Annotated in this window: 13 protein-coding genes; all 13 read right to left on the bottom strand. The window is 64.0% G+C overall.

Annotated features, from left to right (window positions below):
- Positions 1-30 precede the first annotated feature (30 nt).
- Positions 31-1,017, bottom strand: a complete 987-nt coding sequence (locus ACP92_RS17760) for a glycosyltransferase family 8 protein (protein WP_013235510.1) — start codon at positions 1,015-1,017, stop codon at positions 31-33.
- Entirely contained in the window at positions 1,017-2,120 is a 1,104-nt protein-coding gene (locus ACP92_RS17755; RefSeq protein WP_013235509.1) for a glycosyltransferase family 9 protein, read from the bottom strand. The genes ACP92_RS17760 and ACP92_RS17755 overlap by 1 nt, the downstream gene beginning before the upstream one ends.
- Before the next feature lie 2 nt (positions 2,121-2,122).
- The gene (msbA, locus tag ACP92_RS17750) at positions 2,123-3,859 is read right to left on the bottom strand and encodes a lipid A export permease/ATP-binding protein MsbA (RefSeq protein ID WP_013235508.1); all 1,737 of its coding nucleotides are present in this window, start codon (positions 3,857-3,859) and stop codon (positions 2,123-2,125) included.
- Positions 3,860-3,905: 46 nt separating this feature from the next.
- A complete protein-coding gene (locus ACP92_RS17745) occupies positions 3,906-5,186 on the bottom strand; it encodes an O-antigen ligase family protein (RefSeq protein ID WP_013235507.1) in 1,281 nt (426 codons plus the stop codon).
- Positions 5,187-5,332: 146 nt separating this feature from the next.
- On the bottom strand, positions 5,333-6,796 hold the full coding sequence (gene rng, locus ACP92_RS17740) for a ribonuclease G (RefSeq protein ID WP_013235506.1): 1,464 nt from the start codon (positions 6,794-6,796) through the stop codon (positions 5,333-5,335).
- Complete coding sequence (locus ACP92_RS17735) at positions 6,793-7,407, bottom strand: Maf family protein (protein WP_013235505.1); 615 nt, start codon at positions 7,405-7,407, stop codon at positions 6,793-6,795. Before ACP92_RS17735 ends, rng begins: the two co-directional genes overlap by 4 nt.
- A gap of 55 nt (positions 7,408-7,462) precedes the next feature.
- Positions 7,463-7,933, bottom strand: a complete 471-nt coding sequence (gene rlmH, locus ACP92_RS17730) for a 23S rRNA (pseudouridine(1915)-N(3))-methyltransferase RlmH (RefSeq protein ID WP_006464668.1) — start codon at positions 7,931-7,933, stop codon at positions 7,463-7,465.
- Positions 7,933-8,703, bottom strand: a complete 771-nt coding sequence (gene rsfS / locus ACP92_RS17725) for a ribosome silencing factor (RefSeq protein ID WP_048348609.1) — start codon at positions 8,701-8,703, stop codon at positions 7,933-7,935. The genes rlmH and rsfS overlap by 1 nt, the downstream gene beginning before the upstream one ends.
- A gap of 4 nt (positions 8,704-8,707) precedes the next feature.
- Positions 8,708-9,373 (bottom strand): nicotinate-nucleotide adenylyltransferase, encoded by a 666-nt coding sequence (locus ACP92_RS17720; RefSeq protein WP_013235503.1) that lies wholly within the window; start codon positions 9,371-9,373, stop codon positions 8,708-8,710.
- Complete coding sequence (hemF, locus tag ACP92_RS17715) at positions 9,373-10,347, bottom strand: oxygen-dependent coproporphyrinogen oxidase (protein WP_013235502.1); 975 nt, start codon at positions 10,345-10,347, stop codon at positions 9,373-9,375. Before hemF ends, ACP92_RS17720 begins: the two co-directional genes overlap by 1 nt.
- Before the next feature lie 79 nt (positions 10,348-10,426).
- The gene (locus ACP92_RS17710; protein ID WP_013235501.1) at positions 10,427-11,257 is read right to left on the bottom strand and encodes a mechanosensitive ion channel family protein; all 831 of its coding nucleotides are present in this window, start codon (positions 11,255-11,257) and stop codon (positions 10,427-10,429) included.
- Between the two features lie 165 nt (positions 11,258-11,422).
- On the bottom strand, positions 11,423-12,691 hold the full coding sequence (gene purD, locus ACP92_RS17705; protein WP_013235500.1) for a phosphoribosylamine--glycine ligase: 1,269 nt from the start codon (positions 12,689-12,691) through the stop codon (positions 11,423-11,425).
- A 45-nt stretch (positions 12,692-12,736) separates the two neighbouring features.
- Positions 12,737-13,462: a YebC/PmpR family DNA-binding transcriptional regulator gene (locus ACP92_RS17700; RefSeq protein WP_013235499.1), complete on the bottom strand. Its 726-nt coding sequence runs from the start codon at positions 13,460-13,462 to the stop codon at positions 12,737-12,739.
- Positions 13,463-13,579 lie beyond the last annotated feature (117 nt).

Below are 13,579 nucleotides of genomic sequence, written 5' to 3'. Positions count from 1 at the left end.
GGACGAGGTCATGGTGCAGGTACGGCTTTCTTACTTGGCGGCGCGCTTGCCGAGATAGCGCAGATACCACTTCAGGCTTTCCAGCGGACGCCCCTGGCGATACATGAAGCGCGAATGCATGCGCAATTCCTTGGTATTGCGCGGCTCCTGGTCCAGCGCCATGTCCGCCCAGGGCGAGATGTCCAGATAGCGACGGAACAGCGTGCAGGCCTCATGCCGGCTCCACGCCGCCCACGGTTTCACGGCGCCAGCGAAGTGCACGAAGATGGCCTTGCCCACCGGCTTGAGGGCGAACTTGTTGACGTTCAGGTCGTGGATCAGGTCGTACAGGTAGTTCCACTTCGGCGAGACATAGCGGGCGCGGCCATTGAGGACGATATTGAGCGCGTCCTGGTCATTGAAGCGCATGTCGGTCTTGCTGTTGAGCAGGGCGTCGAGCGTCTTGGGCGTGATGTCCTCGGCCAGCCACTTGGGGATGTTGATGAAGATGACGCCACCGTTGAAATACTCCTTGTGCGCCAGCTCCAGCGCAGCCACACGGCGTTGCAGCGTCACTGGCGCGTCCGGCACCACCACCGCGATGTCCTGTGAGATGTCCATGTCCACCAGCGCATCGAGGCGGTTGAAGCACAGGATGTCGGCGTCCAGGTAGAGCACGCGGTCGGTGACCTCGGCCAGCACCGTGGGGATCACCAGGCGCGTGAAGATCGACAGCGAATAATGGGAATGCCCCAGGAAGTGCGAGAACTGGGTGAAATCGTTCAGGTCCAGCAGGTGCAGCTCGGTCTTGACGCGATACATGGCTTCCAGTTGCTTCAGACGCCGCTGGTGGTCTTCCGACACCTCGAAGGCCAGGACATGGAAGGTGAAGTGCTGGTCCGGATTGTTGGCCACGATGGAGGCGATGGTGCCGCCCATGGCGCGGAAATAATTGTTATCGACGCAGAACGCGATATGGAAGGAGGGCTTGCCGTTGCCGGGGTGCGCCTTGATTTCTTCTTGGGTGGGGACGTTCATCAGATGGCTTTCATGACTTGTTCGACAGAGACCGCCTTGACCCAGTCGCGGCGGCCCGGCGCGGTGATGACGGTGCTGTGGGCGCGATCGACCGGCACCCACTCTGGATTCTTCTGGCGCATCAGCGCGATGACCGGCACATGGACCGCATTGGCCAGGTGCATCACCGCCGTTTCCACCGAAATGATCAGGTCGCAGGCAGCCAGCATGGCGGGCAGCTGGAAGAAGTTTTCTTCGGCGCTGAACAGTTCAGTGCCTTGCAGGCCATAGCGGCCGATCACCTCACGGGCGTGGGCCAGTTCCTGGGGCACGGCGTTGACGATGACGCGGGCATCCTGCCAACCCTCGCGCTGCTGCATGGCCTGGATCAGGTCGGCCACATGCTCCAGCGGCCAGCAGCGTTTCCTGGTCTTGGCATAGGGGTTGATGAAGACCAGCTTGCCGGTGCGCGGCGCGAACTGCCAGGCCGCCAGCTGGTCTTGCGCGTACTGGCGCCATTGCGGCGGGATGTCCACGAAGGGGAAGCGCGCCTGGCCGGTGACTTCCAGCCCGCTCAGTTGCCGGAACCAGTGTGCATAGACGTCGCTGATGTGGTGCTCAGGCTGACTGCTGCGGTAAGGCGGCATGACCGCATCGAGCTTGCGGTAGGCCAGCAGGTGATGCGGTTGCAGCAGCGAGACCTTCTTCTTCATGCCCACCACCCAGCCCTCGGGGCTGATCTCGCGGGCCAGGCCGGCGTAGAGGTGCGGGCGCAGCGTGGCCAGCGAAACCACGATGGGGTAGTGCTCGGCGCGCGCTTCTTCGATGCTGTCGCGGTACAGCGCCGGGCTGTAGGTGCGGGTATAGACCTTGGCAAAGAAGGGGCAGGCCGCCGTCCAGTCGTAGAGCGCGTACTTCTGCAGATGCGGCCACTGGCTGCTGTCGGCGGTGCGGCGTACTTCATCGACCCACAGGTGGACCTTGAGGTGAGGATGCTGCGCGGCGAAGGCCTTGAAGAAATTCTGCAGGTAGGTGAAGTCGCCAAGGGCGAGGTGGGCGATGAACAGGATCTTGTCCGATTTCTTCAGCAGGTCGGCGGGGATCAGGGTGGCTTGCGTGCTCATGTTCAGACCGAGGCTTGTTGGGAGAACTGCAGGCGGTACAGGTTGGCATAGACGCCTTCCTGTTCCAGCAGCGCCTGGTGGGTGCCGATCTCGGCGATCTGGCCGTGGGCCAGCACCACGATGCGGTCAGCGCGTTCGATGGTGGAGAGGCGGTGTGCAATCACGAAGGTGGTGCGGCCCTGCATCAGCCGATCCAGCGCGGCCTGCACGGCGCGTTCGGATTCGGTATCCAGCGCCGAGGTTGCTTCGTCCAGGATCAGGATGGGGGCATCCTTGTAGATCGCCCGCGCAATGGCCACGCGCTGGCGCTGGCCGCCCGAGAGGCGCGAGCCATTGTCGCCCAGGCGGGTTTGCAGGCCTTCGGGCAGCCCGGCCACCACGTCGGTGAGGTGGGCGGCCTCCACGGCGGCCTCGACCCGTGCCGGGTCCGGATTGGCATCGCCGTAGGCAATGTTGGCCGCCAGGGTGTCATCGAAGAGCACGGTATTCTGGTTGACCATGGCGATCTGCTGGCGCAGGCTTGGCAGCGAGATGGTCTCGATGTCGCGGCCATCCAGGCGGATCTCGCCGCTGCTGCAGGAGTAGAAGCCGGGGATCAGGCTCACCAGCGTGGATTTGCCGCCGCCGGACATGCCCACGAAGGCGATGGTCTCGCCAGCTTCAACATGCAGGTTGATGTTCTTCAGGGCCAGTTGTTCATGGCCGGGATAGGCGAAGCCGACCTCGACGAAATCGAGCTGGCCGGTAGCGCGCCCGGCCAGGGCCTCGCCGGTGATGCGCTCGGTGGTCTTGTCGATGAGCTTGTAGACTTCTTCGGCGGCGGCCATGCCGCGTTGCAGGGGGCCGTTGATTTCGGCCAGCTGCTTCAAGGGCGTCAGCAGCATGAGCATGGCGGTGATGAAGGAGACGAAGCCGCCCACCGTGATCTGGCCATTGCCCGACTGGATCAGGGCCATGACGATCACTACGGCCACGGCAGTAGCCGTCATCAGCTGGGTGATCGGCACCGTGGAAGAGAAGGCCGCCGTCATGCGCATGGTGTAGCTGCGCAGGTTTTCAGCGCGGCGGTTGAAGCGTTCCTTCTCGTAGTCCTGGCCGCCGAAGATCTTGATGACCTGCTGCGCGCGCGTGGTTTCCTCGATGACCTGGGTCATCTCGGCGTTGACCGCCAGCGAATCGCGGTTGAGTTTCTTCAAGCGCTTGCCAGTGGTGCGCACCACCAGGGTCACCAGCGGCAGCAGCACCAGGGTGACGATGGTCAGCACCCAGTTCAGGTACAGCAGCCAGGCCAGCAGGCCCAGCACGGTCAGTGCCGAGCGCAGGATGGAGGTGAACACCTTGGTGACCATGTCGATGATCTGCTGGACCTCGAACATCATGGAATTGATGACCTTGCCCACTGTATTGGTGGCATAGAAGTGCAGCGGCAGGTCCAGCATGCGGGCGAACATCTGGCGGCGCAGCTCATTGAGGATGCGGGTCGAGACCCAGGTCATCATGTAAGAGCTGGTAAAGGTGGCGATGCCGCGGATGAAGAAGATGCCGATCACCGCCACCGGCACCAGCCACAGCGAAAACGCCGGCTTGCCCACGAAGCCCTTGTCCAGCAATACCTGGAAGATATAGGGCACCACCGGTTCGGTGGCCGCAGTGACGATCATGGCAATGAACGCGACCGCCAGGCGCTTCTTGTAAGGCCAGTGCAGCGCGGCGAGGCGTTTCATGTTGTTGGACAGCATCCGGGAATCCTTGCTTGCAGGTAATGCGGGTGACGAAAAAGAGAGATTATGCCGTGTTCGCCGGATGGACGGCCTGTTCCTGGCACAGGGCCCACAAGATTGAACACAGGAAGGCGTACAGCATCACCCCGTTGTTGTGTGTCAGGAACGCCTGCGTCAGGCCAAAGGCCAGATAGGACAGCACCATCATGACCCCGGCGCTAGCCGCCAGGCGGGCTTCATACCCCGCTGCAAGGCGCCGCTGTCGGTGAAACAGCCACAGCGGCAGCAGATACAGGACCAGCAGGGCGGCCAAGCCGGGAATCCCGCGCTTGACCAGTGCATCCAGGTATTCATTGTGCAGGTGGGTGTGTTCATCCACCGAGGGGGAGGCCTGGCCTTGGCTTACCATCTCGTGCTTGGCGTCGATCATGCCCTGCTTGCCCCACCCGACCAGCAAGTGTTGGGGCGCCAATTGCATGCCGATACGCCACATTTCCAGGCGGGTACCCACGGATGAGTCTGCGTCGGCCCGCTGGACATAGTCGTTGGTCTCCGCCAGTGCCAGTCGCAGGCGAGCGGACAAGGGGGACTGCGGCAGCAACGCCAGGCAGACCAGCATCGCCAGCGAACCGGCGCCCAACTGCAGCACCAGGCGAGCATAACCGGCACGCAGGAGCAGCCAAGCCGCCAGGGTAGCGCAGACTGGCAAGGCGAGCCAACTGCCACGGCTGCCGCTGAGAATACTCGCTGTCAATCCTAGGATCAGGCCCGCCGCATGCATTAGCTTCCAGCGCAACGGTTGTTGGAGCCGGATGGCGCGCGCCAGGCCACATGCTGCCAAGATGGCCAGCAGGGCGGCAATGTTGCCGTACTGGATGGGATTGGTACTGCCACCAGGCCTGGCGGCGCCATCGGCCAGCCACTGCCAGAGGCTCAGCAAGCCTGCCCCGACCGCTCCGATGGCCGCGCCTGTCCATAACGCGCCCGGACGCGGCGGGTAGGCCCTTAGCAGCAACAGCGCCGGGATGGCCAGGAGAAAGCGCAGCGGGGCATCATATTCACGCCCAGGTGCTTGATGTACCAGGTTCAGCCCGGCATTGACGAAGAAATAACTTAGCAGCGCCAGCATGATGAGCCAGTCTTCGCGATACAGAATCGCGCGTGGCTTGCCCTTGCGTAGCAGGACTGCTGCGCCGAGCATCAGCATGAGGGACCCCAGCGAGAATCCGCTGGGGACGACCAGAGAGAGTGCCACGAGGAGGAAAACGGCGAGAGAGCTGTAGAAAGGCATGGAAGGCAATGGCGCGTGACCGGCTTGAGCGGCAAAGTGCGCATTGTAATGCATGCGAAATCTGACACAAACTGCACGTCTGGTGTGTATTTTTTGAATTGCGTTCTTCCTTGATCAGCGCCAGCAATGCGCTATTGATCAAGGAATGCGCAAGCCCGTCGGTGAAAAGCTTGCTATGGCGCTGGCTGGGAGGGCTCGTGTCACATCAGGATGATGTCGTACTGCTCCTGCTGATAATCACTCTGCACCTGCAAGGAAATCGGCTTGCCGATGAAATCCCCCAGCATGGCCAGATGTTGCGATTCCTCTTCCAGGAACATGTCCACCACCACCTGCGAGGCCAGGATGCGGAACTCGCGCGGGTTGAACTGCTTGGCCTCGCGCATGACCTCGCGCAGGATCTCGTAGCACACCGTGCGCGGGGTCTTGACCTGGCCGCGGCCCTTGCAGGCGGGGCAGGTCTCGCAGAGGATGTGGGCCAGCGATTCGCGGGTGCGCTTGCGGGTCATCTCCACCAGCCCCAGCGTGGAGAAGCCCGACACCGAAATCTTGGTGCGGTCGCGCTGCAAGGCCTTGCCCAGCTCGGCCAGCACGGCCTGGCGATGCTCCGTGCTCTCCATGTCGATGAAGTCCAGGATGATGATGCCGCCCAGGTTGCGCAGCCGCAGCTGGCGCGCGATCGCATGCGCGGCTTCCAGGTTGGTCTTGAAGATGGTGTCGTCGAAATTGCGGCCGTTGACGAAACTGCCGGTGTTCACGTCGATGGTGGTCATCGCCTCGGTCTGGTCGACGATCAGGTAGCCACCCGACTTCAGATCGACCCGCCGCCCCAGGGCGCGCTCGATTTCCTCTTCCACGCCATACAGGTCGAACAGGGGACGCTCGCCCCGGTAATGCGTCAGCTTGGTCAGCACCGAAGGGGTGTAGATGGCGCCGAACTCCTGCAGCATGTGGAAGTTTTCGCGCGAATCGACCTGGATGGTGGCGGTGTGGTCGCCCACGAAGTCGCGCAGCACCCGCTGCGCCAGCGACAGGTCCTGGTGCAGCAGCGTGGGCGCGGGGTTGGTCTTGCCCTGCTTGACGATGGTGGCCCAGGTCTTGCGCAGGTATTCCACGTCCATCTGCAGGTCGGCGTCGGAGGCGTCCTCGGCCATGGTGCGGATGATGAAGCCGCCTTTTTCTTCCGGCGGGAGCAGGGCCTGCACCTTGCTGCGCAAGAGTTCGCGCTCGGCTTCGTTCTCGATGCGTTGCGAAATGCCGATGTGCTTGTCCTGCGGCAGGTAGACCAGCATGCGCCCGGCAATGGAGATCTGCGTGGACAGCCGCGCACCCTTGGTGCCGATGGGGTCCTTGATCACCTGCACGGTGATGCTCTGGCCATCGTGCAGCAGTTTCTCGATGGGGATGGCCGGTGTGTTCTGGCCATCGTGCGAACGGGCTTCCCAGATGTCGGCCACGTGCAGGAAGGCAGCGCGTTCCAGGCCGATGTCGATGAAGGCCGATTGCATGCCCGGCAGCACCCGCACCACCTTGCCCAGGTAGATGTTGCCGGCCAGGCCGCGCGAGAGCGTGCGCTCGATGTGCAGTTCCTGGACCGCGCCTTGCAGGATCAGCGCCACGCGCGTCTCCTGCGGGGTGATGTTGATGAGGATGTCTTCGCTCATAGGATTCGAACGCCCGCTTGTTGTAGTAGTTGAGCCGTCTCGAATAGCGGCAGCCCCATGATACCGGAATGGCTGCCTACGATATTGCTGATGAACACCGACGCCAGTCCCTGGATGCCGTAGGCGCCGGCCTTGTCATAAGGCTCGACGGTATGGCAGTAGGCGGCGATGGCCTGTTCTGTGAGCGGCGCGAAGCTGACGTCGGATTGCTGCACGATCTGCCAGACCTGGGTTTCCACGCCCATCGTCACGCCCACGGCCACGCTGGTCAAGACCTGGTGGGTGCGGCCGGAGAGCAGGGAGATCATGCGCACGGCCTCGTCGTGATCGGCGGGCTTGCCCAGGATCAGGTCATCGACCACCACGGTGGTATCGGCCGAGAGCAGCGGGCGGTGCGGCAACTGGCGCAGGATCATGGTCTGCTGGGCGCTGTCGAGCTTGGCGCGGGTCACGCGGGCGACATAGTCCATCGGCGCTTCACCGGGCAGCACGCTCTCGTCGACTTCCTTGTCCGAGAGCAGCAGTTCGAAATCGATGCCGATCTGGCGCAACAGCTCGCGTCGGCGCGGGCTTTTCGAGGCGAGGTAGATTTTCTGATCCGCTGGTTTCATGGAGCCATCAAGTCAAAAGCCGGCGCATTGCACAGGGCGCCGGCGGTGGACGATTTCAGGCGCGGTGATACGGATGGTTCTGCGTAATCGACCACGCCCGGTACAGTTGCTCGGCCAGCATCACCCGCACCATGCCGTGCGGCAGGGTCATGCTGGAGATGCGGATGAGCGTATCGGCGCCGGCCTTGAAGCCGGGATCGAGGCCATCGGCGCCGCCGATGACGAAGGCCACGTCGCGGCCATCCTGCTGCCACTGGACCAGCTGCTGCGACAACTGCACCGAGGTCCAGTCGCGCCCGCGCTCGTCCAGCGCGATCACGCGCGCGCCCTTGGGCAGCGCGGCTTCGATCTTCTCGCGCTCCTGCGCCATCACGGTTTCCGCTGTGCGGCTGCCGGAGCGTTCGACAGGTTTGATTTCCTTGAGGATGATCCGGCATTCCGGTGGCATGCGCTTGGCATACTCCTGGAAGCCGGTTTCTATCCACGCCGGCATCTTGTGGCCGACGGCGGCGATGACCAGCTGCATCAAGCCTTGCTGGAACGCTTGGCGGCCGGCTTCTTGGCAGTCTCGCTCTTGGCCGGGGCCACGCGCACGGTCTTGCCGGTCGGGGTCTTGGGCGCTGCCGCCTTGCGGGTGGTGGCGGCCTTGGGGGCGGCAGCCTTGCCGGCGGCAGCCTTGCCGGCGGCCGTGCCACGGGTGGTGGTGGTCTTGGCGGCGGTGGTCTTGGTACCCGTGGTGCGGGTGGTACGGGTCGTGCCGGTGGCGGCGCGGGCGCCGCTGGTGGCCGAGGTAGTGCGGGGCTTGCGCGCCGGCTTCTTCGGTGCGTCCTCGTCGTCGTCCAGGGCCTGGCTGGCTTCGACGGCTTCGGCCTGGGCGCGGGTGCGGCGGGTCTTGGGCGCCGGCGCCTCGTCGGCGGCGGCGCGCTTGGCGGCGGCCGAGGTGCCGGTGCGCTTGGCCGCACCCAGCTTGACTTCCTTGTCGCCCCAGATTTCTTCCAGGCGGTAGTAGGTACGGATGGCCGGCTGCATGATGTGTACGATCATGTCGCCCAGGTCCACCAGCACCCATTCACCGGTGTCTTCGCCTTCGACGCTGACGACGTTGCCGCCCTTGGCCTTGACCTTGTCGCGCACCGAGGCGGCCAGCGCCTTGGTCTGGCGGTTCGAGGTGCCGGAAGCGATTGCCACGCGGTCGAACAGGCTGGTCAGGTGGGTGGTGTCATAGATGCGGATTTCTTGCGCCTTGACGTCTTCCAGCGCGTCCACGACCAGGGTTTGCAGTTTTTTGATGTCCATTGGATTAATTTCGGTACAGATGTTGTTGTTCGATATAGTCTAGCACCCTGCCCGGGATCAGCGAATCGGGTCGGGTGCCGCGTTGCAGCTGGGCACGGATTTCAGTCGATGAGATATCGACCGCCAGCCCGAGGGCCAGGTAGCCGTATCCGTGCGTGGTGCTGCGGATCTCTTGCGGCGCAGCGTTGCGCCGCTTGAATTCTTCCCTCACGGCCGGCGGCACGTGGGCGTCGGCCAGCTCGAAGCCGGGCCGGGAGGCGGCGCACAGGTGCGCCAGGTCAAACAGTTCCTGCCAGTGTTGCCAGGTATCCAGGTGTTGCAGCTGGTCCGCACCCATCAGGAAGACGATGGAGACCTGCGGTCCCAGCTCGGCCCGCAGGGCGCGCAGGGTGTCGATGGTATAGGTCGCGCTGGCGCGACGGATTTCCTGCTCATCGATGACCACTGGCACCTGCTGGCGGTCGAAGGCGCGCCGCACCATCTCCACGCGGTCCGCCGGCCTGGCCTGCAGACCATGCTTCTGCCAGGGATTGCCGGCCGGAATGATGCGCAGCTCATCGGGCTGCAGCAATTGCACGAAATGTTCGGCCAGGCGCACATGGCCATTGTGCACCGGATCGAAACTCCCGCCCAGCACGGCAATGCAGCGCTGCGCCGCAGGCGGCGCCATTACAGCCATTCCTTGTGGACCAGGAAGTCCGAATACAGCGCGGCCTCGGGGCTGCCGGGCTCGGGATGCCAGTCGTAGCGCCATTTCACCAGCGGCGGCATCGACATCAGGATGGATTCGGTGCGTCCTCCCGATTGCAGGCCGAACAGCGTGCCCCGGTCGAAGACCAGGTTGAATTCCACGTAACGTCCCCGGCGATAGGCCTGGAAGTCGCGTTCGCGCTCGCCATACGGCGTATCGCGGCGCGCCGCCACGATGGGCAGGTAGGCGGCCAGGAAGGCGTCGCCCACGCTGCGCTGCATGGCAAAGGCCTGCTCGAAGGGCAGGGCGTTGAAATCGTCGAAGAAGATGCCGCCCACGCCGCGCGGCTCCTTGCGGTGCTTCAGGTAGAAATAGTCGTCGCACCATGTCTTGAAGCGCGGGTAGAGCTCATCCCCATAGGGCTGCAGCGCATCGCGGCAGGTGCGGTGGAAATGGCGGGCGTCGTCCTCCACGCCGTAGTAGGGCGTCAGGTCCATGCCGCCGCCGAACCACCAGACCGCTTCTTCACCCTCGGCATGGGTGGTGAAGAAGCGCACGTTCATGTGTACCGTCGGCACGTAGGGGTTGCGCGGATGCAGCACCAGCGATACGCCCATGGCTTCCCAGGCGCGCCCGGCCAGGTGCGGGCGGTTGGCTGCGGCCGAGGGCGGCAGGTTCTTGCCCATCACATGGGAGAAGCCAACGCCGCCGCGCTCCAGCAGATTCCCTTCTTCCAGCAGGCGCGAGGTGCCGCCGCCGCCTTCGGGGCGTTCCCAGGAGTCCGACAGGAAGGATTTGCCATCGGCGGCTTCCAGAGCCGCGACGATGCGCTGTTGCAGGTCCTGCAGGTAAGCCTTGACGGCTGCGGTGTTGGTGGAGGCGTTGGAATGGGTGGTCACGGACGGTCGCTCTGATGCACGGTTACTGGACGGAAATGCGTTCCAACCGGGCATTGTACCTTGCCAGCCCCTCGCTGGGGCGGCAAAAGCCGGTCCGAGGCCTGCCGCGGACCGGTGTTGTGGGGCCTTAGCCTCAGCTTTGCGGCGGTTGCGCCAGCGGCACCGCGACCTGGTAGGTGGCGGGGGCCGGCCAGCCTTCCTTGAGGCAGACCTCGGCGATGGCGTTCTGCACGTCGTTGTAGACCTGGCCGAAATTGGGCGTGGGAGCGTGGACGCGCAGGGCGATCAGGGTGCCGGTGGCATTGAATTCCTGGATCACGATGCCCGGCGCCGGCGTCTGCAACACATTGGGGATGGCCTTGATGCGCTCGCTGAGCTTGGCGATGGCCTGCTGTGGATCGACGCTGTAGGCAATCTGGCAACGCAGGTCGGTGCGGCGGGTGGCGTTGACGTTGTAGTTGATGATGTTTTCCGAGAACAGCTTGTTGTTGCCGATGATCACGCGCAGGTTGTTGTCGGTGGTGATGATGGTGGTCACCAGGCCGATATCGGAGACGGTGCCAGTCTGGCCGGCGGCGGTGATGTAGTCGCCCACCTTGAAGGGGCGCAGCACCACCAGGAAGATACCGGCGGCGAAGTTCGACAGCAGGCCCGACCAGGCCACGCCCAGCGCCACGCCGACCGCGCCGATCATGGCGGCAAAGGAGGTGGTGGGGATGCCGCACACTTCCAGGATGCCCATCACCAGCAGCACGCGCAGGATCACGTGGATGGCCGAGCTGGCGTAGTTGATCAGGGTGGTCTCGAACTGGCGCGCAGTCAGCACGCGGCGCACGATCCGCGAGAGGGTATTGATGAACATGCCGCCGACGATCCAGATGACGATGGCGGCGATCACCTTCAGGCCGAAGGGGACCAGGTAGAGATTGATGAGGGTGTCGAAGTTGAGCAGATGGTCAGACATCGGATTTCCTTTTCTTCTGTTGTTGCGGGTCGTTGCCAGTCGTGGCGGGGCGGTGCTGCTTAGTCCGCCGCCACGGCGTTTTGTTGCAGGACGGCCCGGTTCCAAAACAAAGTCCCCCGCAACACGCGGGGCGTTGCGGGGGACGTCGGTGGCGTCTCGCCTGGCTTAGCGCTTCAGTGCGCGCCAGCCGATGTCGCGGCGCATCTGCGAACCGGCGAAGTGGATCAGGTCGGCGGCGTCATAGGCATGCTTCTGCGCGACCTTCACGCTGTCGCCCAGGCCCACCACGCACAGCACGCGGCCGCCGGAGGTGGTCAGCTTCTCGCCATTGAGGGTGGTGCCGGCATGGAAGGTCACGCAATCGGCGGTTTCCGCCGGGATATCGGTGATCAGGTCGCCCTTGCGCGGTTCTTCCGGATAGCCATGCGCGGCCATGACCACGCCCAGCGCGGTGCGGCGGTCCCATTCCAGCTCGATCTTGTCCAGCGTGCCGGTGACGGCATGTTCGAACACGGTCAGCAGATCGGTCTTCAGGCGCGCCATGATGGGCTGGGTTTCCGGATCGCCCATGCGGCAGTTGAATTCCAGCGTCTTGGGATTGCCCTCGGCATCGATCATCAGACCGGCATACAGGAAGCCGGAGAAGGGGATGCCATCCTTGGCCATGCCCTGCACGGTCGGGATGATGATCTCGCGCATCACCCGCGCATGCAGCGCCGGGGTCACGATGGGCGCGGGCGAGTAGGCGCCCATGCCGCCGGTGTTGGGGCCCTGGTCATTGTCTTGCAGACGCTTGTGGTCCTGGCTGGTGGCCAGCGGCAGGATGTTCTTGCCGTCCACCATGACGATGAAGGACGCTTCTTCGCCGGCCAGGAATTCCTCGATCACCACGCGCGCGCCGGCGTCGCCCAGCTTGTTGTCGGAGAGCATCATGTCGACCGCCGAATGCGCTTCTTCCAGCGTCATGGCGACCACCACGCCCTTGCCAGCGGCCAGGCCGTCGGCCTTGATGACGATGGGCGCGCCCTTGCTGGCGATGTAGTCATGGGCGGCGGCCACGTCCGAGAAGGTCTGGTATTCGGCCGTGGGGATCGCATGGCGCTGCATGAAGGCCTTGGCGAAGTCCTTGGAGCTTTCCAGCTGCGCCGCTTCCTTGGTGGGGCCGAAGATCTTCAGGCCCCGGGCGCGGAAGACGTTGACGATGCCGGCGGCCAGCGGGCCTTCCGGACCGACCACGGTCAGCGCCACATGCTCCTGCTCGACGAAGTCGGCCAGGGCTGCGGGATCGGTGATGGCGATGTTCTGCAGGCGCTCGTCGAGCGCGGTGCCGCCATTGCCGGGAGCGACATAGACCGTCTGGATGCGCGGCGACTTGGCAATGGCCCAGGCCAGGGCATGTTCACGGCCACCAGAGCCGACAACTAGGATTTTCATGGGATTAGAGGAAATAAGGGTGGCGAAATGTGAGAACGATGTGAATTATTCTTCGATCACGGCATTGGTATAGAGCTCCTGGGTGTCATCCAGGTTCTCCAGCGCGTCGAGCAATTTCTGCATCCTGACGCCATCCTCGCCCGCAAACACGGTTTCGGTGGAGGGCTTCATGGTGATCTCGGCCACTTCCGCCTTGAAGCCGGCGGCTTCCATGGCGGCCTTCACGGCGGAGAAGTCGTTGGGGGCGGTCAGCACTTCGATGCCGCCTTCCTCATCGGTGATCACATCCTCGGCGCCGGCTTCCAGCGCAGCTTCCATGACCGCGTTCTCATCCGTGCCGGGGGCGTACATGAGCTGGCCGCAGTGCTTGAACAGGAAGGCCACCGAACCCTCGGTCCCCATGTTGCCGCCGAACTTGGAGAAAGCGTGGCGCACTTCGGCGACGGTACGGACGCGGTTGTCGGTCATGCAATCGACGATGATGGCCGCGCCATTGATGCCGTAGCCTTCATAGCGCACTTCTTCATAGTTCACGCCATCCAGGGCGCCGGTGCCGCGCTGGATGGCGCGGGTCACGTTGTCCTTGGGCATGTTGGCGTCGGAGGCGCGGTCCACGGCCAGGCGCAGGCGCGGGTTGGTGTCCGGGTCGCCGCCGCCCATGCGGGCCGCGACGGTGATTTCCTTGATCAGGCGGGTCCAGACGCGACCGCGCTTTTCATCCTGACGGCCTTTACGATGCTGAATATTGGCCCATTTGCTGTGTCCAGCCATGTTGAATCTTTCCTGCGAGGGTGGTGGGGCAGAACCGTCCTGTTGCAGCGATCCGGGGCGTTCCGGCCAGGCCGGCGCGCGCAACCGACGGATCGGCGCAGATCAGGGCCAGGCTCG

It is taken from the genome of Herbaspirillum seropedicae, from assembly GCF_001040945.1.
Classification (GTDB): Bacteria; Pseudomonadota; Gammaproteobacteria; order Burkholderiales; family Burkholderiaceae_D; genus Herbaspirillum; species Herbaspirillum seropedicae.
This window is presented reverse-complemented; position numbering and strand designations above follow the sequence as displayed.

What these genes read in the sequence shown, in the direction of transcription:
- ACP92_RS17760 (WP_013235510.1), bottom strand. Translation starts at nt 1,017, where the DNA reads ATGAACGTCCCCACCCAAGAAGAAATCAAGGCGCACCCCGGCAACGGC.
- ACP92_RS17755 (WP_013235509.1), bottom strand. Translation starts at nt 2,120, where the DNA reads ATGAGCACGCAAGCCACCCTGATCCCCGCCGACCTGCTGAAGAAATCG.
- msbA (WP_013235508.1), bottom strand. Translation starts at nt 3,859, where the DNA reads ATGCTGTCCAACAACATGAAACGCCTCGCCGCGCTGCACTGGCCTTAC.
- ACP92_RS17745 (WP_013235507.1), bottom strand. Translation starts at nt 5,186, where the DNA reads ATGCATTACAATGCGCACTTTGCCGCTCAAGCCGGTCACGCGCCATTG.
- rng (WP_013235506.1), bottom strand. Translation starts at nt 6,796, where the DNA reads ATGAGCGAAGACATCCTCATCAACATCACCCCGCAGGAGACGCGCGTG.
- ACP92_RS17735 (WP_013235505.1), bottom strand. Translation starts at nt 7,407, where the DNA reads ATGAAACCAGCGGATCAGAAAATCTACCTCGCCTCGAAAAGCCCGCGC.
- rlmH (WP_006464668.1), bottom strand. Translation starts at nt 7,933, where the DNA reads ATGCAGCTGGTCATCGCCGCCGTCGGCCACAAGATGCCGGCGTGGATA.
- rsfS (WP_048348609.1), bottom strand. Translation starts at nt 8,703, where the DNA reads ATGGACATCAAAAAACTGCAAACCCTGGTCGTGGACGCGCTGGAAGAC.
- ACP92_RS17720 (WP_013235503.1), bottom strand. Translation starts at nt 9,373, where the DNA reads ATGGCGCCGCCTGCGGCGCAGCGCTGCATTGCCGTGCTGGGCGGGAGT.
- hemF (WP_013235502.1), bottom strand. Translation starts at nt 10,347, where the DNA reads ATGCCCGGTTGGAACGCATTTCCGTCCAGTAACCGTGCATCAGAGCGA.
- ACP92_RS17710 (WP_013235501.1), bottom strand. Translation starts at nt 11,257, where the DNA reads ATGTCTGACCATCTGCTCAACTTCGACACCCTCATCAATCTCTACCTG.
- purD (WP_013235500.1), bottom strand. Translation starts at nt 12,691, where the DNA reads ATGAAAATCCTAGTTGTCGGCTCTGGTGGCCGTGAACATGCCCTGGCC.
- ACP92_RS17700 (WP_013235499.1), bottom strand. Translation starts at nt 13,462, where the DNA reads ATGGCTGGACACAGCAAATGGGCCAATATTCAGCATCGTAAAGGCCGT.